Origin of the sequence: Streptomyces hilarionis, from assembly GCF_024539675.1 — a bacterium.
GTDB classification, from domain to species: Bacteria; Actinomycetota; Actinomycetes; order Streptomycetales; family Streptomycetaceae; genus Streptomyces; species Streptomyces hilarionis.
The window spans coordinates 22,707-45,253 of the sequence record NZ_JAHHIT010000005.1 but is presented as its reverse complement, the minus strand read 5'-3'; the positions used below and the strand labels follow the sequence as shown (position 1 = coordinate 45,253).

17 protein-coding genes are annotated in these 22,547 nt (G+C 72.8%); 10 read left to right on the top strand and 7 right to left on the bottom strand.

What is annotated here, in order from left to right:
• The first annotated feature begins 116 nt into the window (after window positions 1-116).
• Both betA and KMS84_RS02470 read left to right on the top strand, forming a co-directional pair.
• Window positions 117-1,787, top strand: a complete 1,671-nt coding sequence (gene betA / locus KMS84_RS02475; RefSeq protein ID WP_256914330.1) for a choline dehydrogenase — start codon at window positions 117-119, stop codon at window positions 1,785-1,787.
• 2 nt (window positions 1,788-1,789) lie between these two features.
• Complete coding sequence (locus KMS84_RS02470; protein WP_256914329.1) at window positions 1,790-2,626, top strand: methylenetetrahydrofolate reductase; 837 nt, start codon at window positions 1,790-1,792, stop codon at window positions 2,624-2,626.
• A gap of 115 nt (window positions 2,627-2,741) precedes the next feature.
• Here the strand turns inward: KMS84_RS02470 and purU are convergent, their stop codons facing one another.
• Window positions 2,742-3,623, bottom strand: coding sequence for a formyltetrahydrofolate deformylase (gene purU / locus KMS84_RS02465; protein WP_256914328.1), 882 nt, complete (start codon window positions 3,621-3,623; stop codon window positions 2,742-2,744).
• A 217-nt stretch (window positions 3,624-3,840) separates the two neighbouring features.
• Here purU and KMS84_RS02460 point away from each other — a divergent pair, with 217 nt between their 5' ends.
• The 8 genes from KMS84_RS02460 (at window position 3,841) to KMS84_RS02425 (ending at window position 17,397) form a co-directional block, all read left to right on the top strand.
• A complete protein-coding gene (locus KMS84_RS02460; protein WP_256914327.1) occupies window positions 3,841-5,310 on the top strand; it encodes an aldehyde dehydrogenase family protein in 1,470 nt (489 codons plus the stop codon).
• A gap of 20 nt (window positions 5,311-5,330) precedes the next feature.
• On the top strand, window positions 5,331-6,419 hold the full coding sequence (locus KMS84_RS02455; RefSeq protein ID WP_256914326.1) for a quaternary amine ABC transporter ATP-binding protein: 1,089 nt from the start codon (window positions 5,331-5,333) through the stop codon (window positions 6,417-6,419).
• Window positions 6,419-8,428 carry an ABC transporter permease gene (locus tag KMS84_RS02450; RefSeq protein ID WP_256914325.1) on the top strand — a complete coding sequence of 670 codons (2,010 nt, stop codon included), beginning with the start codon at window positions 6,419-6,421 and terminating at the stop codon, window positions 8,426-8,428. Before KMS84_RS02455 ends, KMS84_RS02450 begins: the two co-directional genes overlap by 1 nt.
• Window positions 8,429-8,441: 13 nt before the next feature.
• Window positions 8,442-9,410 (top strand): ABC transporter substrate-binding protein, encoded by a 969-nt coding sequence (locus KMS84_RS02445; RefSeq protein WP_256914324.1) that lies wholly within the window; start codon window positions 8,442-8,444, stop codon window positions 9,408-9,410.
• A 200-nt stretch (window positions 9,411-9,610) separates the two neighbouring features.
• On the top strand, window positions 9,611-12,049 hold the full coding sequence (locus KMS84_RS02440) for a GcvT family protein (RefSeq protein ID WP_256914323.1): 2,439 nt from the start codon (window positions 9,611-9,613) through the stop codon (window positions 12,047-12,049).
• A 209-nt stretch (window positions 12,050-12,258) separates the two neighbouring features.
• A complete protein-coding gene (locus KMS84_RS02435; RefSeq protein WP_256914322.1) occupies window positions 12,259-13,491 on the top strand; it encodes a sarcosine oxidase subunit beta family protein in 1,233 nt (410 codons plus the stop codon).
• A gap of 11 nt (window positions 13,492-13,502) precedes the next feature.
• On the top strand, window positions 13,503-16,790 hold the full coding sequence (locus KMS84_RS02430; RefSeq protein WP_256914321.1) for a sarcosine oxidase subunit alpha family protein: 3,288 nt from the start codon (window positions 13,503-13,505) through the stop codon (window positions 16,788-16,790).
• The gene (locus tag KMS84_RS02425; protein ID WP_256914320.1) at window positions 16,783-17,397 is read left to right on the top strand and encodes a sarcosine oxidase subunit gamma; all 615 of its coding nucleotides are present in this window, start codon (window positions 16,783-16,785) and stop codon (window positions 17,395-17,397) included. Before KMS84_RS02430 ends, KMS84_RS02425 begins: the two co-directional genes overlap by 8 nt.
• A gap of 29 nt (window positions 17,398-17,426) precedes the next feature.
• On the opposite strand, the gene KMS84_RS02420 is transcribed toward KMS84_RS02425, so the two are convergent.
• The 6 genes from KMS84_RS02420 to KMS84_RS02395 all read right to left on the bottom strand — a co-directional run bounded on the left by KMS84_RS02420 (window position 17,427) and on the right by KMS84_RS02395 (window position 22,525).
• The gene (locus KMS84_RS02420; RefSeq protein ID WP_256914319.1) at window positions 17,427-17,789 is read right to left on the bottom strand and encodes a GntR family transcriptional regulator; all 363 of its coding nucleotides are present in this window, start codon (window positions 17,787-17,789) and stop codon (window positions 17,427-17,429) included.
• A 1-nt stretch (window position 17,790) separates the two neighbouring features.
• On the bottom strand, window positions 17,791-18,753 hold the full coding sequence (locus KMS84_RS02415; RefSeq protein WP_256914318.1) for a DUF1648 domain-containing protein: 963 nt from the start codon (window positions 18,751-18,753) through the stop codon (window positions 17,791-17,793).
• Window positions 18,754-18,945: 192 nt separating this feature from the next.
• A complete protein-coding gene (locus KMS84_RS02410) occupies window positions 18,946-20,085 on the bottom strand; it encodes an ABC transporter ATP-binding protein (RefSeq protein ID WP_256914317.1) in 1,140 nt (379 codons plus the stop codon).
• Window positions 20,086-20,187: 102 nt separating this feature from the next.
• Complete coding sequence (locus tag KMS84_RS02405) at window positions 20,188-21,051, bottom strand: ABC transporter permease (protein ID WP_256914316.1); 864 nt, start codon at window positions 21,049-21,051, stop codon at window positions 20,188-20,190.
• Entirely contained in the window at window positions 21,048-21,872 is an 825-nt protein-coding gene (gene modA, locus KMS84_RS02400; RefSeq protein ID WP_256914315.1) for a molybdate ABC transporter substrate-binding protein, read from the bottom strand. Before modA ends, KMS84_RS02405 begins: the two co-directional genes overlap by 4 nt.
• A gap of 257 nt (window positions 21,873-22,129) precedes the next feature.
• A complete protein-coding gene (locus KMS84_RS02395; RefSeq protein WP_256914314.1) occupies window positions 22,130-22,525 on the bottom strand; it encodes a TOBE domain-containing protein in 396 nt (131 codons plus the stop codon).
• Between the last annotated feature and the right edge of the window lie 22 nt (window positions 22,526-22,547).

Here is a 22,547-nt window from a genome sequence, read left to right as displayed (position 1 = left end):
CGCGTCGGGAACGCGGCGACAGCCTTCACAGGTTGCGTGGCGCGCAACCTGGTGCGTATGGCGCTACTGGCACTACCATGCGTCGCGTATCTGTGGCGCGAGCGAGACGAGGCACCATGGCTTCCCTTCAGTACGACTTCGTCATCGTCGGCGGCGGTTCGGCCGGCAGCGCACTGGCCGACAGGCTCTCCGCGGACCCGGCCAACCGGGTGCTGGTGCTGGAGGCGGGCCGGTCCGACTACCCGTGGGACGTCTTCATCCACATGCCCGCGGCGCTGACCTACCCCATCGGCAACCGGTTCTACGACTGGAAGTACGAGTCCGAGCCCGAACCGCACATGGGCGGCCGACGCGTCTACCACGCGCGCGGCAAGGTGCTGGGCGGGTCCAGCAGCATCAACGGCATGATCTTCCAGCGCGGCAACCCCATGGACTACGAGCGCTGGGCGGCCGACCCCGGCATGGGGAACTGGGACTACGCGCACTGCCTGCCGTACTTCCGGCGGATGGAGAACTGCCTCGCCGCCGACCCCGACGACGAGTTCCGCGGCCACGACGGCCCGCTCGTCCTCGAACGCGGCCCGGCGACGAACCCGCTGTTCGGCGCGTTCCTCAAGGCCACCGAGGAGGCGGGCCACGCCCCGACCGACGACGTCAACGGCTACCGGCAGGAGGGCTTCGCCCGGTTCGACCGCAACGTCCACCGCGGACGCCGGCTCTCCGCCTCCCGGGCCTACCTCAAGCCCGCCATGAAGCGCCCCAACCTCACGGTCAGGACGCGGGCCCTCGTCACCCGCGTCCTGTTCGAGGGCAAAAGGGCCGTGGGCGTCGAGTACCGGCGTGGAAGGGGCGCTCCGCGGCGGGTCCGCGCCAAGGAGGTCGTCCTGTGCGGCGGCGCGATCAACTCGCCGCAGCTGCTCCAGCTCTCCGGCGTCGGCAACGCCGGGGAACTCGCGTCCCTCGGCATCGACGTCGTCCACGACCTGCCCGGCGTCGGCGAGAACCTCCAGGACCACCTGGAGGTGTACATCCAGTACGCCTGCAAGCAGCCCGTCTCCATGCAGCCGTACCTGGCGAAGTGGCGGGCGCCCTTCATCGGGTTGCAGTGGCTGCTGCGCAAGGGGCCCGCCGCCACCAACCACTTCGAGGCCGGGGGCTTCTGCCGCAGCAACGAGGACGTGGCCTACCCCAACCTGATGTTCCACTTCCTGCCGATCGCGGTCCGCTACGACGGCTCCGTGCCCGCCGGCGGACACGGCTACCAGGTGCACGTCGGCCCCATGTACTCCGACGCCGTCGGCTCGGTGAAGATCAGGAGCAGGGACCCGAGGGAGCATCCCGCGCTGCGCTTCAACTACCTCTCCACCGAGCAGGACCGCCGCGAGTGGGTCGAGGCGGTCCGCGTGGCCCGCGAGCTCCTCAACCAGCCCGCGCTCGCCCCCTACAACGGCGGAGAGATCTCGCCCGGGCCGTCCGTCGGGACGGACGAGGAGATCCTCGCCTGGGTGGCCAGGGACGGCGAGACCGCCCTGCACCCCTCGTGCACCTGCAAGATGGGCACCGACGAGATGGCCGTCGTCGACCCCGACAGCATGCGCGTGCACGGCGTGGACGGACTGCGGGTGGTGGACGCCTCGGTCATGCCCTACGTCACCAACGGCAACATCTACGCACCCGTGATGATGATCGCGGAGAAGGCCGCCGACCTGATCCTCGGCAAGGAGCCGCTGCCCCCCTCGGCCGCCGCCTTCTACCGCCACCACGACGCCCGCGAACAGGCCGGGTAGAGGTGGCCGCCCGAGACCTGCGCACGCTGCTCGACCACGTCCGCTACGAGGTGCTGCCCGCCACGGCCACCGAGGACAAGGTCCTCGCCCACGTCCCGCGCGACGTCGTCGTCACCGTGACGGCGTCGCCCGTCAAGGGCCTGGAACCGACCCTGGACCTCACCGCCCGCCTGGCCGCGCACGGCTACCGCGTCGTGCCGCACGTCCCCGCGCGGCTCCTGCGCGACGACGTGCACCTCAAGGACGTCGTCGACCGGCTGCGCGGGGAGGGAGTGGACGACGTCTTCGTCCCGGCGGGCGACGCCGACCCGCCCGCCGGTCCCTACCCCGGCGCCCTGCCGGTGCTGCGCCGGCTGGGCGAACTGGGCAGCCCGTTCGCCCGGGTGGGCATCACCGGCTACCCGGAGAGCCATCCCCTCATCCACGACGATCTCACCGTCCAGGCGATGTGGGACAAGCGCGAACACGCCACGTACATCGTGAGCAACCTCTGCTTCGACGCGCGCGTGCTGGGGGAGTGGATCGCCCGGATCAGGGCCCGGCACGTCGCGCTGCCCGTCCACCTCGGGGTCGCGGGCCCGGTGCAACGGGCCAAACTGCTGGCCATGGCGACGAAGATCGGCGTGGGGGAGTCGGCCCGCTTCCTGACCAGGCACCCCTCGTGGTTCCTGCGCTTCGCCGCGCCCGGAGGGTACTCGCCCGAGACGCTGCTCACCCGCACCGCGCCGGCGCTGACCGCGCCCTCCGCGGGAGTGGCGGGACTTCACCTGTTCACCTTCAACCAGATCGCCGAGACGGAACGGTGGCGCCGGGCGCTGCTGGAACGGCTCGGCGGCTGAGGGACCGCCGACGCCGACGCGTGCTCCGCGCGGGCGCCGGCTCCGCGGCGCGCACGAGCGGGCGGGGGCCGGCCCGATCCCCGGCCGGCTCCCGCCCGCTTCGTATACGGCATGGTCAGCGGAAGACCACCGTCCGGTTTCCGTCCACCATGACCCGGCTCTCGCTGTGCCACTTCACGGCGTGCGCGAGCACTTGCGCCTCCACGTCCCGGCCGACCGTGACCAGTTGCCCGGGGTCGAGGGAGTGGTCCACGCGGACCACGTCCTGCTCGATGATCTGCCCCTCGTCCAGCTCCGGCGTCACGTAGTGCGCGGTCGCCCCGACGAGCTTCACCCCGCGGTCGTAGGCCTGCTCGTAGGGGCGCGCGCCCTTGAAACTGGGCAGGAAGGAGTGGTGGATGTTGATGGCGCGACCCTCGAGCTGTTTGCACAGGTCGTCGGAGAGGATCTGCATGTAGCGGGCCAGCACCACGAGGTCGACGTCCAGGTCGCGCACCAGCTCCAGCAGGCGCGCCTCGGCCTCGGCCTTGGTGTCCCGGGTCACCGGGACATGGTGGAAGGGGACGCCGTAGGTGCCCGCCAGCGCCTCGAAGTCACGGTGGTTGGAGACGACCGCGGCGATCTCGATGTTCAGCGAACCGGTGCGCTGCCGGAAGAGCAGATCGTTCAGGCAGTGGCCGAACCTCGACACCATGATGAGCGTGCGGGTCGCGGTGGCCGCGTCCCGCAGCGCCCACGCAAGCCGGTGGGCCTCGGCGACGGGGCCGAATCGGTGACGCAGTGTTTCCAGATCCGCGTCCGGATCGGAAACGTCGAAGTGGACCCTCATGAAGAAGCGGTCCTGAAGCCGGTCGTCGAACTGCTGGCTCTCCAGGATGTTGCCGCCGTTGCGGACGAGGAATCCGCTGACGGCGTGGACCAGGCCCGCCCGGTCGGGACAGGAGAGGGTCAGGACGTACTCACGGCCCGATGGGGGGCGGGACAACTCAGGGGACACGTCGGCCTCCGTCGGTGCGTAATGCACAACATGGTGAGCGATACGCAACATGGTCGACTCGGTGTCGCCCGTGGTCAAGGGCGGCCGGACAACTGACCGCCTGGCGAAATCGTCATCGGCCAACCTCTTGACGTGTGTCCGGACATTCGCCAGGGTGTTCCACCACAAGCAATTGGATGCACAATGCGCAACGCATTTCCTGTGAAGGGCAAGGCGCGTGGCAGACCTGTATGTGGATGGCGAATGGCGTGACCCGGTGGCCGGCGGCCGCCGGGAGATCCGGTGTCCCGCCGACGGATCCCCTGTGGCGACCGTGTCGGAGGCCACGCGCGCCGACGCCGAGGCCGCCGTCGTCGCCGCCCGCCGGGCCTTCGACGAGGGCCCCTGGCCCCGGACCCCCGAGCGGGAGCGGGGCGCGCTCCTGCTGCGCACCGCCGACCTCGTCGAGCGCGACGCGAAGGAGTTCGCCCGGGCCGAATCGCTGGACACCGGCAAGCGACTGGTCGAGAGCGAGTACGACATCGCCGACGTCGTCTCCTGTCTGCGCTACTACGGCGGGATCGGCGGCGTCGACGCCGGCCGGGTCGTCGACACCGGCCGTGAGGACGCCGTCAGCCGCGTCGTCTACGAGCCCGTCGGGGTCTGCGCGCTGATCACCCCCTGGAACTACCCTCTTTTGCAAGCCAGTTGGAAGGTCGCCCCGGCTCTTCTCGCCGGCAACACCGTGGTCCTCAAGCCCAGCGAGCTCACCCCCTCCACCTCCGTCCTGCTGATGAGAGCCCTGCACGAGGCCGGACTCCCGGCCGGCGCGGCCAACCTCGTCCTGGGCGCCGGACCCGAGGCGGGCGCGCCCCTCGCCGAGCACCCGGACGTCGACATGGTCTCCTTCACCGGCGGCCTGGAGACCGGCAGACGGATCATGGCCACCGCCGCGGCGACGGTGAAGAAGGTGGCCCTGGAACTCGGCGGAAAGAACCCCAACGTGGTGTTCGCCGACGCCGACTTCGAGACGGCCGTGGACTTCGCTCTCACGGCCGTCTTTCTGCACTCCGGGCAGGTCTGCTCGGCCGGCGCCCGGCTGATCGTCGAGGACCGCCTGCACGACCGGCTCGTCGACGAGATCGTCCGGCGCGCCCGCCGGATCCGCCTCGGCGGCCCCTTCGACCCCGACGCCGAGACCGGCGCGCTGATCTCCGCGCGGCACCGGGACAAAGTCGAGGCGTACGTCGCCGCGGGCCTCGCCGAGGGCGCCGTGCTGCGCTGCGGCGGCGAACGCCCGGCCGACCCCGCCCTGTCGGGCGGCCACTACTACCCGCCGACCGTCCTCGACGAGTGCCGGCAGGACATGCGCGTGGTGCACGAGGAGTCCTTCGGGCCCGTGCTCACCGTGGAGCGCTTCACCGACGAGGACGACGCCGTGCGCATCGCCAACGACACCGAGTACGGACTCGCCGGCGCCGTCTGGACCCAGGACGCGGGCCGGGCCCAGCGGGTCGCCCGCCGGCTGCGCCACGGCACGGTGTGGATCAACGACTACCACCCCTATGTGCCGCAGGCGGAATGGGGTGGCTTCGGGCACTCGGGCGTGGGCCGGGAGCTGGGACGGACCGGCCTGGACGAGTACCGAGAGCCCAAGCACATCTGGCAGAACATCCAACCCCGGCCGCAGCGCTGGTTCCGCGGCTGAACGCCGAAATGAGGTCGATCGTGACCCCCACACAGACCGAGGCGCCGCAGCGACGCGGCACGCCCGAGGACGCCGACGGCACTCCGGTCGTCTCCGTGCGCAACCTGTGGAAGGTGTTCGGACCGAAGGCCGACCGGGTGCCGGGCTCCGAGGAGCTGTGCGGACTCGGCCGCCGCGAGCTGATGGAGCGCACCGGCTGCACCGCGGCCGTACGGGACGTCACGTTCGACGTGGCGCCCGGCGAGGTGTTCGTCGTGATGGGGCTGTCCGGCTCCGGCAAGTCCACCCTGGTGCGCTGCCTGACCCGGCTGATCGAGCCCACCTCCGGCGAGGTCGTCTTCGAGGGCGGCGACATCCGCGGGGCGGACGCGAAGCGGCTGCGCGAGCTGCGCCGCCGCAAGTTCTCCATGGTCTTCCAGCACTTCGGGCTGCTGCCGCACCGCCGCGTGGTGGACAACGTGGCCTTCGGCCTGGAGATCCGCGGCATGAGCCGCGCGGAGCGCACCGCGCGGGCGCAGGAGGTCGTCGAGCTCGTCGGCCTCGCCGGCTACGAGAACTCCTACCCCGACCAGCTCTCCGGCGGCATGCAGCAGCGTGTCGGCCTCGCCCGCGCGCTGGCCGGCGACCCGGACGTCCTCTTCTTCGACGAACCCTTCTCGGCGCTCGACCCGCTGATCCGCCGCGACATGCAGAACGAGGTCATCCGGCTGCACCACGAGGTCGGCAAGACCATGGTGTTCATCACCCACGACCTGTCCGAGGCCCTGAAACTGGGCGACCGCATCCTCATCATGCGCGACGGCAGGACCGTCCAGTGCGGCACCGGCGACGAACTGGTGGGCGCGCCGGCCGACGACTACGTCCGCGAGTTCGTCCGGGACGTGCCGCGCGGCGACGTCCTGACCCTGCGGTGGATCATGCGCCCGCCCGCGGACGGCGACGCCCTCGACGGCCCCGAACTGGGCCCGGACGTCGTGGTGCGCGAGGCCACCCGCGCGGTGCTGGCGGCCGACAGACCGGTCAAGGTCGTCGAGAACGGCCGGCTGCTCGGCATCGTCGGAGACGAGGAGATCCTCGCGGTGGTCGCCGGACGGGAAGGCGGCATGTGATGACCGTCGCCGTGGAGAAGCCCGAGACGACGGACCCCGCCGTCGCCCCACCGCGCCCCGGACCCCCCACCGGGCGGCGCCGGCTCGGCCGGTCCGCGGCCGTGGCCGCGATCCTGGTCGGCTGGCTGGTGCTCTTCGCCGTGCTGCGCGGGAAGCAGACCCTGTCCCTGGCCGCGGCCGATCTCACCGGCCTGCACCGCTGGTTCAACGACGTCAACGACTCCATCGGCGCGCACCGCGACTCCAACCCGCTCTTCCTGTACTTCTTCAACGAGATCCGGCTGGTCATCGGCCATCTCGTCAGCTTCGTGCAGGACCTGATCTCCCAGCCCTCCGCCGGCCGCCCCGTCCCGCAGATCGGCTGGCTCGGCGTCGTCGGCATCGCCGGCTACGTCTCGTGGGCCGTGGGCAACTGGCGGGTGGCGCTGCTGGCGGTCGCCGGGTTCACCTTCTTCGGGCTCCAGGGGCTGTGGCAGGAGAGCATGGACACCCTGGCCCTCACCCTCTCCGCCGTGCTGGTGGCGCTGCTGATCGCGATCCCGCTGGGCGTGTGGGCGGGCCTGTCCGACCGGTTCAACCGGGTCGTGACGCCGCTGCTGGACCTCATGCAGACGATGCCGACCTTCGTCTACCTGGCCCCGCTGACCCTGTTCTTCCTCATCGGCGGCGCCTCCGCCACGATCGCCACCGTGATCTACGCGGCGCCGCCGGCGATCCGCATCACCGCGCACGCCATCCGCTCCGTGCCGGAGACCACCGCCGAGGCGGCCGAGTCGCTGGGCGCGACGCGCCGGCAGGCGCTGGTGAAGGTGCTGCTGCCGATGTCGAAGCGGACCGTGGTGATGGGCGTCAACCAGTCGATCATGGCGGCCCTCGCCATGGTGACCATCGCCGCCCTGATCGACGCGCCCGGGCTCGGCAAGACGGTCGTGCAGGCCTTGCAGTCGCTCGACGTCGGCACGGCTTTCAACGCGGGCCTGGCCATCGTCGTGATGGCGATCGTCCTGGACCGCGTCACGACGGCTGCCAGCGCCCGGGCCGAGGCGGCCCGGCGTTCCAGGAGCCGTTTCCTCGCCTGGCGGCGGCCGCTGCTGGGCGCGGGCGCGGCCGTCACGGCCGTCCTGGTCTACCTGTCGCACACCTATCTGTGGGCGGCGGAGTTCCCCGGCGACGGCGGCGCGGGCAGCAGCATCGCGAGGACGGCGGACGACGTGACGACCTGGGCCCAGGACAACCTGTCGGGCCTCACCAACGCTTTCCGGGACGCCCTCACCAACGGTCTGCTCAACCCTTTCCAGTCGCTGCTCACCGACTCGCCGTGGTGGCTCGTGGGCGCGGTGCTGATCGCGCTCGGCGTGGTGCTCGGCGGCCCGCGGGCCGGGATCACCACGATCGTGTGCGCGGGCCTGCTGGTCGGCACGGGGCTGTGGTCGGACGCCATGACGACGCTGGCCTCGACCCTCGTGGCGACGGTGCTGGTGATGGCGCTGGGCGTCGTCTTCGGCGTGTGGATGGGGCGCGGCCCGCTCGTGGACCGGATGCTGCGGCCCAGCCTGGACGCGGCGCAGGTCATGCCGCCGTTCGTCTATCTGGTGCCGTTCCTCGCGCTGTTCGGCGCGACGCGCTTCACGGCGATCGTCGCCGCCGTCGTGTACGCGGCGCCGGTCGCCATCAAGATCATCGCGGATGGTGTGCGGGCCGTGCCCGAGACCACCGTGGAGGCGGCCACCGCCGCCGGGTGCACCACCTGGCAGATCATCACCAAGGTCCAGCTGCCGATGGCACGCGGCGCCCTGACGCTCGCCACCAACCAGGGTCTGATCTACGTCCTGTCGATGGTGGTGGTGGGCGGTCTGGTGGGGGCCGGCGCCCTCGGCTACGACGTCGTCGCCGGGTTCTCGCAGGGAGAGCTGTACGGCAAGGGGCTCGCTGCGGGGCTCGCCATCGTACTGCTCGGAGTCATGTTCGACCGGATCACTCAGGCAGCCGCGCGCCGCGCGAGCGCTTAAGGAGCACGACACCATGGCAAGACACTGGCGAGCCGGCGCTGCCGGCCTGGCTGTCCTCGGCCTCACCCTCACCGCGTGCGGAGGGGCGAAGGTCGGGAGCGAGTCCGCGGGTGCGGACGGTTCGAGCGGCTCCGGCAAGTGCGGGGCCTTCAACCTCGCCGTGAACCCGTGGGTGGGCTACGAGGCGGACGCGGCGGTCGTCGCGTACGTGGCCCAGCACGACCTCGGCTGCAAGGTCACCAAGAAGGACCTCAAGGAGGAGATCGCCTGGCAGGGGTTCGGGACGGGCGAGGTGGACGCCGTCCTGGAGAACTGGGGGCACGACGACCTGAGGAAGAAGTACATCGACGGGCAGAAGACGGCCCTTTCGGCCGGTCCGACCGGCAACAAGGGCATCATCGGCTGGTACGTGCCGCCGTGGCTCGCGAAGGCCCACCCGGACATCACCGACTACAAGAGCCTGAACAAGTACGCGGCGAACTTCAAGACCTCCGAGTCGGGAGGCAAGGGCCAGCTGCTGGACGGCGACCCGTCGTACGTCACCAACGACGAGGCCCTGGTGAAGAACCTGAAGCTCGATTTCAAGGTGGTGTACGCGGGCAGCGAGACGGCGCTCATCCAGGCCTACCGCAAGGCGGAGAAGAACAAGGAATGGGTGATCGGCTACTTCTACGAGCCGCAGTGGTTCCTGTCGGAGGTGCCGCTGGTGAAGGTGAACCTGCCCGCCTACAAGGCGGGTTGTGACGCCGACCCGGCGAAGATCGCCTGCGACTACCCCGTGTACGACCTGGACAAGATCGTCAGCGCGAAGTTCGCCAAGTCCGGCAGTCCCGCCTACGACCTGGTGAAGAAGTTCCACTGGACGAACGACGACCAGAACGTCGTGGCCAAGTACATCGCGGTCGACAAGATGACCCCCGACGCCGCGGCGAAGAAGTGGGTCGACGCCAACCGCGCCAAGGTGGACGCCTGGCTCAAGTAGCCCCCGTTCCCCCCGTTCCCGGACGGCCGGGCATCGTCGTGTCCGGGCCCGCCCGGGAGGCCGCGCACCGGCCCGTTCCCCGACGTCACGGACCCCTTGACACCCCCTCCCCGCGACGGGCACATTGAGTTGCGCAACCTGAAGCATGTTGCGCAGACAGCAACTTCACCGGCTGGGCCGGTCGATTCGGAGGTGCGGCGATGGCGGGACCCCGAGTGGTGATCATCGGAGCGGGCGTCGTGGGAGCGGCCCTCGCCGACGAGATCTCCGCACGAGGCTGGACCGAAGTGACCGTGGTCGACCAGGGCCCGCTCCCCGCCACCGGGGGCTCCTCGTCGCACGCCCCGGGCCTGGTCTTCCAGACGAACTCCTCCAAGACCATGACCGAGCTGGCCCGCTACACGGTCGAGAAGCTCTCCTCCCTCGACGTCGACGGCGAACCCTGCTTCCTCCAGGTCGGCGGGCTGGAGATCGCCACGACCCCCGAGCGCCTCGCCGAACTGCACCGCCGTCACGGCTGGATCACCGCCTGGGGCGTCGAGGGGCGGCTGCTCACCGCCGACGAGTGCGTGGCACGGCACCCGCTCGTCGACCGCGAGCGGGTCCTCGGCGGCCTCCTCGTGCCCACCGACGGCCTCGCCAAGGCCGTCCTCGCCGTCGAGGCCCAGATCCGCCGGGCCACCGAGCGCGGCGTGACCTTCCTGGCCCGCCACGAGGTGCTCGACGTCCGGCAGGCGGACGGCGAGGTGACCGGCGTCCTCACCGACCAGGGCGAGATCCCCGCCGACATCGTCGTGTGCTGCGCCGGGATCTGGGGACCGAAGATCGCCCGCATGGTCGGCATGAACCTGCCGCTCACCCCGCTCGCCCACCAGCTCGCCTGGACCGGCCCGCTCCCGGCACTGGCCGGCCAGCGGGAGGAGGCGGTCCGCCCGATCCTGCGCCACCAGGACGGCGACCTCTACTACCGCGACCGCTTCGACGGCATCGGCATCGGCTACTACGGCCACCGCCCCATGCCCGTCACCGCCGACGACATCCTCTCCGTCGACGAGGCCGACGGCATGCCGTCGGTCCAGGAGTTCACCGAGGACGACTTCGCGGACGCCTGGGCCGAGACCCGGGCGCTGCTCCCCGCCACGAGGGAGGCGAAGATCGAGGAGGGCATCAACGGGCTGTTCTCGTTCACCACCGACAACTTCCCGCTCCTGGGCGAGTCGTCCGACGTCAAGGGCTTCTGGGTCGCCGAGGCCGTGTGGGTGACCCACTCGGCGGGCGTCGGGCGGGCGATGGCCGAATGGCTCGTCGACGGCTTCTGCTCGTCGTTCGACCTGCACGAGTGCGACGTCAACCGCTTCGAGCCGCACCAGCTCTCCCCGGAGTACGTCCTGACCCGCGACTGCCGCAACTTCGTCGAGGTCTACGACATCCTCCACCCCCTCCAGCCCTCCGGCGACCCGCGCCCGATCCGCACCAGCCCCTTCTACGCCCGCCAGCAGGAGCACGGCGCCGTCTTCCTGGAGGCGGGCGGCTGGGAGCGCCCCCAGTGGTACGAGGCCAACGCCCCTCTCGTGGAGGGCCGTTCCCTCGCCCTGCCCGGCGACTGGGCGGCGCGCTTCTGGTCGCCCGTCGTGGCGGCCGAGGCGCAGGTCACCCGGGAGACCGTCGCGATGTACGACATGACGGCCCTCAAGCGGCTGGAGGTCGCCGGACCGGGCGCCGCCGCCTTCCTGGAGCGGCTCGTCACCGGCAAGGTCGCCAAGTCCGTCGGCTCGGTGACCTACACCCTGCTCCTCGACCACGACGGCGGCATCCGCAGCGACATCACCGTCGCCCGCCTGGCCCGCGACCTCTTCCAGGTCGGCGCCAACGGCAACCTGGACCTGGACTGGTTCACCCGCCACCTCCCGGCCGACGGCTCGGTCCAGGTGCGCGACATCACCCCCGGCACCTGCTGCATCGGCCTGTGGGGGCCGCTCGCGCGCAAGGTGCTCCAGCCCCTGACCGACGACGACTTCTCCGACGCCGGCCTGAAGTACTTCCGCGCCAAACGCGCCTACGTCGGCTCGGTGCCCGTGACCGCCATGCGGCTGTCCTACGTGGGCGAACTCGGCTGGGAGCTCTACACCACCGCCGACCAGGGCGGGAAGCTGTGGGACACGCTGTGGCGCGCGGCCGAGCCGCTCGGCGGGATCCTCGCCGGACGGGGCGCCTTCAACAGTCTCCGACTGGAGAAGGGCTACCGCTCCTTCGGCGCCGACATGACCTACGAGCACGACCCCTACGAGGCCGGCGTCGGCTTCGCCGTCAGGCTCGACAAGGGCGACTTCATCGGAAAGGCCGCCCTGGAGCGCCGCAGGGCCGACGTGCGGCGCAAACTGACCTGCCTCACCATCGACGACCCGGGCTCGGTGGTCATGGGCAAGGAACCGGTGTACGACGGCGAGCGCGCCGTCGGCTACGTCACCAGCGCGGCCTACGGCCACACGATCGGCAAGGGCATCGCCTACGCCTGGCTCCCCGCCGGACTCGCCGCCGCGGGCACCGCCCTGCACATCGGCTACTTCGACCGGCGCGTCGAGGCGGTCGTCGCCGAGGAACCGCTGTTCGACCCGACGATGTCCCGGCTCCGTGGCTGAGCGCCGCCCCGGGCCGCGCGCCACGAGAGCGCCGCTCCCGCCCCGCGCCCTGTCCCGTCCCCCCGTCGCAGAGGCCGCCGAGAGGAACCCGAACGCCGTATGCACGCGCTGAACACGCCCGCCGCGGACCGGACTTGCGAGGCCCGCACCACCCCGCGCGCCCGGCCGCACCACCGGCCGCCCGCCGCAGCAGAAGCCGGAGCCGCCCGATGAGCCCCCGCACCCCCGGCGCCGAACTGCCCGAACACCCCGACTGGCTGTGGCGCACCCCCGAGCCCCGGCGCAGCTACGACGTCATCGTGGTGGGCGGCGGCGGACACGGCCTGGCCACCGCCCACTACCTGGCCCAGAACCACGGCATCACCGACGTGGCGGTGCTGGAGAAGGGGTGGCTCGCGGGCGGCAACATGGCCCGCAACACCACGATCATCCGCTCCAACTACCTGTGGGACGAGAGCGCCGGCATCTACGAGCACGCCCTCGCGCTCTGGGAGGGCCTGGCGGACGAACTCGACTACCCCATCCTGTTCTCCCAGCGCGGCGTGCTGAACCTCGCCCACAGCCTCCAGGACGTCCGCGACAGCGTCCGCCGCGTCGAGGCCAACCGCCTGAACGGCGTCGACGCGCACTGGCTCGACGCCGAGGGGGTGCGGGAGGTCTGCCCCATCGTCAACACCTCGCCCGCCGTGCGCTACCCGGTCCTCGGCGGCACCTACCAGCCCCGCGCCGGCATCGCCAAGCACGACCACGTGGCGTGGGGCCTGGCCCGCTCCGCCGACGCCGCCGGCGTCGACATCATCCAGAACTGCGAGGTCACCGGGGTGGACGTGGTCGGCGGCCGGGTGGTCGGCGTCCAGACCACCCTCGGTCCGATCGCGGCGGGCAGGGTGGCGCTCTGCTCGGCCGGCCACACCTCCGTGCTCGCGGCCATGGCAGGCTTCGAACTCCCCTTGCAGAGCCACCCGTTGCAGGCGCTGGTGTCCGAACTGCTGGAACCCGTCCACCCCACGGTGGTGATGTCCAACGCGGTCCACGTGTACGTCAGCCAGGCGCACAAGGGCGAACTGGTGATGGGCGCGGGCATCGACGCCTACAACTCCTACACCCAGCGCGGTGCGTTCCACATCATCGAGGAGCAGATGGCGGCCGCCCTGGAGCTCTTCCCGGTGTTCGCCCGCGCCCATGTCCTGCGCACCTGGGGCGGCATCGTCGACGTCAGCCCGGACGCCTCGCCGATCGTCGGGCTCAGCCCCGTCGAGAACCTGTACCTCAACTGCGGCTGGGGCACGGGCGGTTTCAAGGCCACCCCGGGCGTCGGCTCGGTCCTCGCCCACACGATCGCGCACGACGCCCCCCACCCCCTCAACGCCCCCTTCTCGCTCGACCGTTTCACCACCGGCGCGCTCGTCGACGAGCACGGCGCGGCCGCGGTGGCCCACTAGGGAGCCGAACCATGCTGCTCATCCCCTGCCCGTGGTGCGGGCCCCGCGACGAGGCCGAGTTCCACTACGGCGGCCAGGCCCACGTGCCCTACCCGGACGCCCCCGCGGAGCTGACCGACGAGGAGTGGGCCCGCTACCTGTTCTTCCGCGACAACCCCAAGGGCCCGTTCGCCGAGCGCTGGAGCCACGCGGCGGGCTGCCGCCGCTGGTTCAACGCGGTACGCGACACGTCGACGAACGAGATCCTGGCGGTGTACCGGGCGGGGGAGGAGCGCCCCGAGACCGCCGGCCCGCGCCCGGCCGACCCGCCCCCGCGACCCCGGCGTCCGGCCCGCCCGGCACGGTCGGCGCGACCGGCCCTCGCGGACGAGGAGGCCCCCGCGGCGGCGAGCGGGCGCCCGGAGCCCTCGGCCGCGCCCCTCGCTTCGGACGGGTCCCAGCCGTACCGCCTGCCCGCCGGGGGGCGGATCGACCGGAGCGACCCCGTCACCTTCGTCTTCGACGGCGTCGAGCACCGGGGCTTCCGGGGCGACACCCTCGCCTCCGCCCTTCTCGCGGGCGGCGTCGTCCAGACGGGCACCAGCATCAAGTACGGCCGCCCCCGGGGCGTCTTCTCCGCCGGCGTCGAGGAGCCCAACGCCGTCGTCCAGATCGAGGCCCCCTTCCCCGAGCCGATGCTCCCGGCGACCACCGTCGAACTCCACGACGGCCTGGTCGCCACCAGCCTCCCCGGCCAGGGCCGCCTGGCCGCCGAACCCGACCCCGCCCGCTACGACGCCGTGCACGCCCATTGCGACCTGCTGGTGGTCGGCGCGGGCCCGGCCGGCCTCGCCGCAGCGGCGACGGCCGCCCGCAGCGGGGCCCGCGTCATCCTGGCCGACGAGCGGCCGGAGCCGGGCGGCAGCCTGCTCGGCACGGGCGAACTCCCCGGTTGGGCCGACGCGACGGCCGCACGGCTCGACGCGGCCCCCGAGGTGCGCGTCCTGCGTCGCACCACCGTCTTCGGCCACTACGACGACAACCACCTCCTGGCCGTCGAGCGGCGCACCGGCCATCTCGGCGCGCAGGCCCCGGCCCGGGTCTCGCGCGAACGCGTCTGGCGCATCCGCGCCCGCCGGGTCGTCCTGGCCACCGGCGCCCACGAACGCTCCCTGGCCTTCGCCGACAACGACCGCCCCGGCGTGATGCTCGCCGCCTCCGCCCGCGCCTACGTCCACCGTTACGGCGTGCTGCCGGGCCGTCGGGCCGTCGTGTTCACCACCAACGACAGCGCGTACGCCGCCGCACTGGACCTGGCCCGGGCCGGCACGGACGTCGTGGCCGTCGTCGACACCCGCCCCGAGCCCGGTGAGTGGGCGGACCGGGTCCGGCAGGCGGGCATCGAGGTGCTCGCCGGTCATGCCGTGACCGCCACGGACGGCGCCCCGCGCCTCACCTCGGTGACCGTGGCGCCCTACGGCGGGCCGACCGGACCGGGCGACGGGCGGCGGGCCGCCGACGTCGAACAGGAGGCCCGGCGGCGGGAGTTCACCGCCGACCTGCTGCTGGTCTCGGGCGGCTGGAACCCCGTGGCCCACCTGTACAGCCAGGCGGGCGGCAGACTCCGGCACGACGAGGCGATCGGCGCGTTCGTGCCCGACGGCTGCCGCCAGGCGGTGGAGGCCGCGGGCGCCGCGAACGGCGTGTTCGACCTCGCCGAGGTCCTGGCGCAGGGCGCGGCGGCCGGCGCCCGCGCCCTGGAGGCCGAGGGCTACACCCCGGACCCGCCCGCGCTGCCGGAGGTGAGCGCCGCGCCGCGGACGACGCCGCCCCAGCAGGTCTTCACCGTCCCCGGCCGCGACGGCGCCCCCCGCTTCGTCGACCTCCAGCGCGACGTCACCGTCGACGACCTGACCCGCGCCACCGGGGCCGGCATGCGCTCCGTCGAGCACACCAAGCGCTACACCACGGCCGGCACCGCGGGCGACCAGGGCAAGACCTCCGGGGTCCTGGCGAGCGGCGTCGTCGCCGAACTGCTCGGCGTGGACATCCGCGCCCTCGGCACGACCACCTACCGTCCCCCCTACACCCCGGTCTCCTTCGCCGCCCTCGCCGGACGCGACCGCGGCGCGCTCCACGACCCCGTGCGCACCACGGCCCTGCACGAGTGGCACGTGGCGCACGGCGCCCTCTTCGAGAACGTGGGCCAGTGGAAGCGCCCCTGGTACTACCCGCGCGACGGCGAGGACATGGCGGCCGCGGTGCGGCGGGAGTGCGCCGCGACCCGCGAGGGCGTGGGCTTCATGGACGCCTCCACCCTCGGCAAGATCGACGTGCGGGGACCGGACGCCGCCGCCTTCCTCGACCTGCTCTACACCAACATGATGAGCACGCTGAAGGTCGGCATGATCCGCTACGGCGTGATGTGCCGCCTGGACGGCATGGTCTTCGACGACGGCACCGTCATCCGCCTCGACGAGGACCGCTTCCTGGTCACCACCACCACGGGCAACGCGGCCGCCGTGCTGGACTGGATGGAGGAGTGGCTCCAGACGGAGTGGCCCGACCTGCGGGTGCACTGCACCTCGGTCACCGAGCAGTGGGCGACCGTCGCCCTGGCCGGCCCGCGTTCGCGCGAGGTCCTCGGCGCCCTCGCCCCCCGACTGGCCGTCGCCCAGGACGACTTCCCCTTCATGGCCTGGCGCGACACGACCGTCGCCGGAGTCGACGCCCGCGTGTGCCGGATCAGCTTCTCCGGCGAACTCGCCTACGAGATCAACGTGTCGCCCTGGGAGGCGCAGACCCTCTGGGACGCCCTGTACGAGGCGGGCGCCCCCTACGGCATCACCCCCTACGGCACCGAGACCATGCACGTCCTGCGCGCCGAGAAGGGCTACCCCATCATCGGCCAGGACACCGACGGCACCGTCACCCCCCAGGACCTCGGGATGGGCTGGGCGGTGTCGAAGAAGAAGCCCGACTTCCTCGGCAAACGCTCCTTCAGCCGTGCCGACACCGTCCGCCCCGACCGCAAGCAGCTGGTGGGCCTCCTTCCCGAGGACCCGGGCACGTTCCTCCCCGAGGGCACGCACCTGGTGGCCGACAGCGTGCTGCCCGCCCCGCCCGTGCCGATGCTCGGCCACGTCACCTCCAGCTACCGCAGCGCCGCCCTCGGCCGGACCTTCGCCCTGGCCCTCGTCAAGGGCGGCCGCGAGCGCATCGGCGAGCGGCTGTACGCCCCCGTGGGCGACCGGCTCGTCCCGGTGACGGTCGCGAGCCCCGTCCTCTACGACCCCGAGGGAGCCCGCCGCGATGGCTGACACCGTCCTCAGCAGCGCGCCGCGCACCGCGCCGCGCAGCCCCCTGGCCCGGTACGCCGGCCGTCTGGCCGCCGCCACCCGCGGCTCGCGCGGCCAGGTCCGGCTGGCCGAACTCCCCTTCCTGGCCCAGATCGACGTCCGTCTCGACGCCAAGGGCGCGGCGGCGGACGGCGTCGGCCTGGCCCTGGGCGCCCCGCTGGCCCTCGAACCGAACACCGTCGTACGCGCCGGAGCGGCGCGCGTGCTGTGGCTCGGCCCGGACGAATGGCTCGTCGTGGGACCGGCCGGCAGCGGGCGCGACCTGGAACACCGGATCGGCGCCGGGGGCGGCGAGGGGCACGTGTCCGTCACGGACGTGTCCGCCCAGCGCACCACCCTGCTCGTGTCCGGCCCCCGCGCCCGCGATCTGCTGGCCCACGGCTGCGCGCTGGACCTCCACCCGTACGCCTTCGGCGCCGGACGCTGCGCCCAGACGACGCTGGCCCGCACCCAGGTCGTCCTGGTGGCCCGGGACGACCCCGGCGCCGGTTTCTGGGTGCTCGTCCGCTCGTCCTTCGCCGGGTATCTGACGGAGTGGCTCCTGGACGCGGCGACGGAATACGGGTGAGAGCCCGGGGGCTGCGGCCCCGGCGGGCGTCAGGTCCCGCCGGATCTGAGACCGTCGCGCACCAGGGCGACCACCTCGTCCTCGGAGAGCCCGAGGGCGTGCGCCTGGGACACGAGTGACCGCACGTGCTCCAGCAGACGGGCGCGGGCCGGGGTCCCCGCGAGCACCATCGCCCCGCGCCCGCGCCGCAGCTCGATCAGTCCTTCGTCGCGCAGCTCCTGGTAGCCGCGCAACACGGTGTGCAGGTTGACGCCGAGCGATTCGGCGAGCGCGCGGGCGGGCGGCAGCCGCTCACCGGGGGCGATCTCCCCCTCGGCGACGGCCCGCCGCACGCGCGCGGCGATCTGGGCGCCCAGGGGCACGTTCGAGCCGGGGTCGACGCGGATCAGCACGTCAGTGCGCCTCCCGCCGGGCGATCAGGGCGTTGAGCAGAGCGGCCGCGGTGGCCGGGTCGTCGACCGTGACGGCGAACTCGCGCCCGCCCGCACGGCGTACGACGAGCGTCGGGCCGGAGCGAAGGATGACCCCCGAACCGCCGGCGCGGACCCGGTACCCCCAGCCGCCGAAGTCGCCCAGGGCGTCCACCTGCCGGTGCGAGGCGCCGGTCAGCGACTCCAGCGGCAGCCGTATCCGGGGCCAGGGCAGCCGGCCCGGGGCCACGGTCAGCCCCTGACGGTCCACGGTGACGTACAGCCGCGCGAAGCAGAGACAGGGCAGGCCGCCCAGGAGCAGCGGGACGGCGGCGAGCGGACCGGTGAACGGGGCCAGGGCCAGGGCCGCGGCGGTCAGCACCAGGCCCAGTGCGCCGAGCGGCCGGGATCCGGTGGCCCGCGCCCAGGCCGCGAGTTCTCCGGCGTCGAGTTCGCCGTCGGCGAGACCTGGGCGCGCCGGGTCCGAGGCGGCGTCCGGACCACCGGAGGGGAGAAGCCGGGCGGCCGCGAGCCCCGCCCCGGCGCACGCCGCCGCCACCCCGACGGCGACGGCCAGGTGCCAGGGGGAGAGCCGGGCGCCGGAAGCATCCCCGTGCGCACCGTGGTTGACCAGCTGCACCGAGACGAAGAGCGAGCCCATCAGCCCGGCGACCGCGTACCCCGTCACGAGGAGCCACCCGCTCCGGGCGCTCACGCGGGCGACGAGGACGGCCATGAGGACGGCGAGACCGGCGAGCAGTGACGTGCTGGTGGCCATGAAGGCGCCGCGCCCCGTGAACCCGTCCGCCTGCCCGTCGAGCCGGAAGTGGGTCGCCATGGGGTCGGGCAGCTGATGGCGCGTCATCGCGAACAGGGCCGCGTGGGCGGCCAGGGCCACGACGAAGGGGAGTGCGGCCAGGGCGGGGCCGCGGACGGAACGCTTCATGAGACCTTCCCGCCGGCTGGTTGAGTTGTTAGCGTCATAGTAGAACAATGATCGGGCGGCGAGGTGCGGTCTCGTCTGGAGAACTCGATAACTCGATAAGTCGAGAACTCGATGGCTTGAGCACTCGAGAAGGAGCAGCGGCTCGTGGACGTGAGCCGGGCCCGGGACGCGGCGGGCGGAGGCCGAACCCGCTCAGACCGGGTAGGCGTGGGTCTGGGTGGCCTTCACCGCGGCCCAGACCTCGGCGCCCGGATGCAGGTCGAGTTCGGCGGCGGCCGCCGTCGTCAGGTCCGCGGCGAGCGGGAGCTCCCCTGAGAGGTCGGCGCGGATCTGGTCGCGGTGGGTCTCCAGCCCCGCGACCTCGCAGCGCCACAGGTTGCGGGCGCTGGTCCCGGTCGGGCGGTCCCGGTGGAGCGTCACCGCGCTCGGCGGGAACGCGACGAAGACCGGGCCCGTCAGCACCTCCGTGGTGGTGAGGGACGGGCCGGCGTCCAGGCGCACGACATGCCCGTCGGACTCGCCCCGGTAGAGGTTCAGCCCGACGAGCCGCGCGATGTAGTCCGAGCGCGGGTGGCGGGCGATGTCGGAAGGGGCGCCCTCCTGGACCACCCGCCCGTCCTCGACGACGACGAGACGGTCGGCGAGCACCATCGCGTCCAGTGGATCGTGGGTGACCAGCACGGCGACGGCCTCGAACTCGGCCAGGTGACGGCGGAGTTGGGCGCGCACCTCCAGCCGCGTGCGGGCGTCGAGCGCCGCGAGGGGCTCGTCGAGCAGGAGAAGCCGGGGGCGGGTGGCCAGCGCGCGGGCCAGGGCGACGCGCTGGGCCTGGCCCCCGGACAGCCTGCGCGGCTTGGTCCCGGCGTGGTCCGCCAGGCCCAGCCGGAGCAGCCACTCGGCGGCGCGGGCCCGGGCCCGCGCCTTGGACACGCCCTGGCAGCGCGGCCCGAAGGCCACGTTGTCCAGGGCGCTCAGGTGCGGGAAGAGCAGGTAGTCCTGGAAGACCACGCCGACCGGGCGGGCCTCCGGCGGCAGGCCGTCCAGCGCGGCGCCGTCCAGCAGCAGACGGCCGCCCGTGAGCCCGGTCAGTCCGGCGAGGGCCCGCAGCGCCGTGGTCTTCCCGGCGCCGTTCGGGCCGAGCAGCGCGACCACCTCGCCGGGGGCGACGCGCAGCCTCACGTCGAGGCGGAAAGCCCCGCGTTCGACGACGAGACGGGCGTCGAGCCCCTCGTCCACGGCCTCGGCGGTCACCGCGGCCCCGACCGCCGCCACGGCCTCGGCCGCGGGAGCGGCCTTGCGGCCGGCCACCGCCCTTCGGTCACGGTCGTCCATGTGTCCTCCTCACCCCGTCCTCGCCGCCCACCGGCTCCACCCCGTCGTCGCCCACCGGTCGTCTCCCGCCCGCCCCGTCCACCGGTCGTCACCCGAGGTCCTTCATCCGCCGGTCGTCATCCACCGGTCGCGCAGACCGGCCAGCACCGCCACGGACACGGCCAGCAGGACCAGGCTGAGCGCCACGGCCGCCTCCGGATCGCTCTGGAGGGCCAGGTACACGGCCAGCGGCATCGTCTGGGTGCGGCCCGGGAAGTTGCCCGCGAACGTGATCGTGGCGCCGAACTCCCCGAGCGCCCGCGCCCACGCCAGGACCGCGCCGGCCGCGATGCCCGGTGCGACGAGGGGGAGGGTGACGCGGCGGAACGCGGTGAAGCGGGACGCCCCGAGGGTGGCCGCGGCCTCCTCGTAGCGCGGGTCGGCGGCGCGCAGCGTGCCCTCGACGCTGATGACGAGGAAGGGCATCGCCACGAACGCCTCGGCGACCACGACCCCGGCGGTGGTGAAGGGCAGCGTGATCCCGAACCAGGAGTCGAGCCACCGGCCCACGACGCCGTTGCGGCCGAGCGCCAGCAGCAGGGCCACGCCGCCGACGACCGGCGGCAGCACGAGCGGCAGGGTGACGAGGGCCCGCACAAGTCCGCGCCCGGGGAACTCGACCCGTGCGAGCAGCCAGGCCAGCGGCACGCCGAGGACCAGACTCACCGCGGTCGCCGCCGTGGCGCAGACGAGCGACAACCGCAGGGCCTGCCACACCTCGGCGCTGGTCAGCTGTGCGGGCAGATGGCGCCACGGGGCGCGTACGAGCAGGGCGACGAGCGGCACGACCAGGAACGCCAGGCCGAGCAGCGCGGGCACCAGCAGGGGCAGCGGCGCGCCGCCGCCCCTGCGGAAGCGCCGGCGCGTCCCGCCCCCGTGCGGGGCGCCGGCCGCACGCTCGGTCGTCGGCTCGTCGACGGGCGTCACGGCTGGAGGAACCCGGCCTCCGCCAGGACCTTCCGGCCCTCGGCGGACCGCACCAGCGCGATGAACGCGTCGGCGGCGTCGGTGTTGTCGGCGCCCTTGAGCCGGACGATCGGGTACGCGTTGACGGCCTTGGCCGACTCGGGGAACTCCACGCCCTCCACCTTGCCATCCGCCGCGTGCACATCGGTCTTGTAGACGACGGCCGCGTCGGCCTCCTTCAGCTCGACCTTCGTCAGCGCGGCCTTCACGTCCTGCTCGTAGGAGACCGGCTCGACCGTGAGCTCGGCGGCGTCGAGCGCCTTCTGCGCGGCGGCGCCGCAGGGCACCGTCTTGTCGCACAGGACGACCTTCAGCCCCGACTCGGTGAGGTCCGCGAGGGAGTCGATCTTGTGGGGGTTGCCCGGCAGGGTGGCGATCTCCAGCTGGTTGCGGACGAAGTCGGCGGGCGTCCCGGCGGCGTCCCCGGCGTCGGTGACGATCTTCATCGTCTTGGGGCTGGCCGAGGCGAACACGTCCGCCGGCGCGCCGCCGGTGATGCTCGCGGCGAGGGAGTCGCTGCCGCCGAAGCTGAAGGTGACCTTCGTGCCCGGGTGGGCCTTCTCGAACTGCCGGCCCAGGGTCGTGAAGCTCTCCTTCAGGGAGGCCGCGGCGAACACGGTGACCGTGCCGGACAGCTTGCCGTCCGCGGAGGCGGACGCCGAGGAGTCCGACGACGTGGAAGAGTCGTCGGACGACGAGCAGGCGCTGAGGGCCAGCAGGGCCGCGGCCCCTGCACCGGCTGCCCGCAGGGTCCGGCGGGTCCGGCGCGCGGTACGGATCATCTGGGGTCCACTCCCTCATCGGTCCTTCTCGGACATCACACCTCGACCGGCGCTCGGCGGCGCCGGCGCCGAGCCGATCGGCAGGCAGGCAGGTGTGCGTGCTCCGATGATAATGCCGCAGCTGCGAGGGGTAAGGCACCAGTCGCTTCGCACAAGCCAGCCCGAGGATCAGGACGCATGGCATGTGCGTTCGCACGGCGAGGGGGTCGGTCGACATGATCGGGCCCGGTCGAAGTGATCGGGTGCCGTCGAGACGATCAGGTCCGGTCGACGTGCACGTTCGTGGACTTGACCCGTGCGGTGGCCTCCACCCCCACCTCGAGCCCCAGCTCCTCGACCGCCTCCCGCGTCAGCAGCGACACCAGCCGGTGCGGCCCGGCCTGGATCTCGACCTGGGCCGCGACGTCGCCGAGCTTCACGGCCGTCACGATCCCGGGGAAGGCGTTGCGCACCGAGGTGTACGAGACCTCCTCCCCGGCGGCGCCGCTCGCGGCGAGTTCGACGGAGAAGGCGGCCAGGTCCCTGCCGTCGATGAGGCGGCGTCCGCTCTCGTCCCGGTGGGTGGCCACCCGGCCCGCGTCGGCCCACCGTCGTGCCGTGTCGGGACTGACGCCCAGGAGCCGTGCGGCCTGGCCGATCGTGTAGGACTGCATACGCGCCAAGATAGGCGATCGC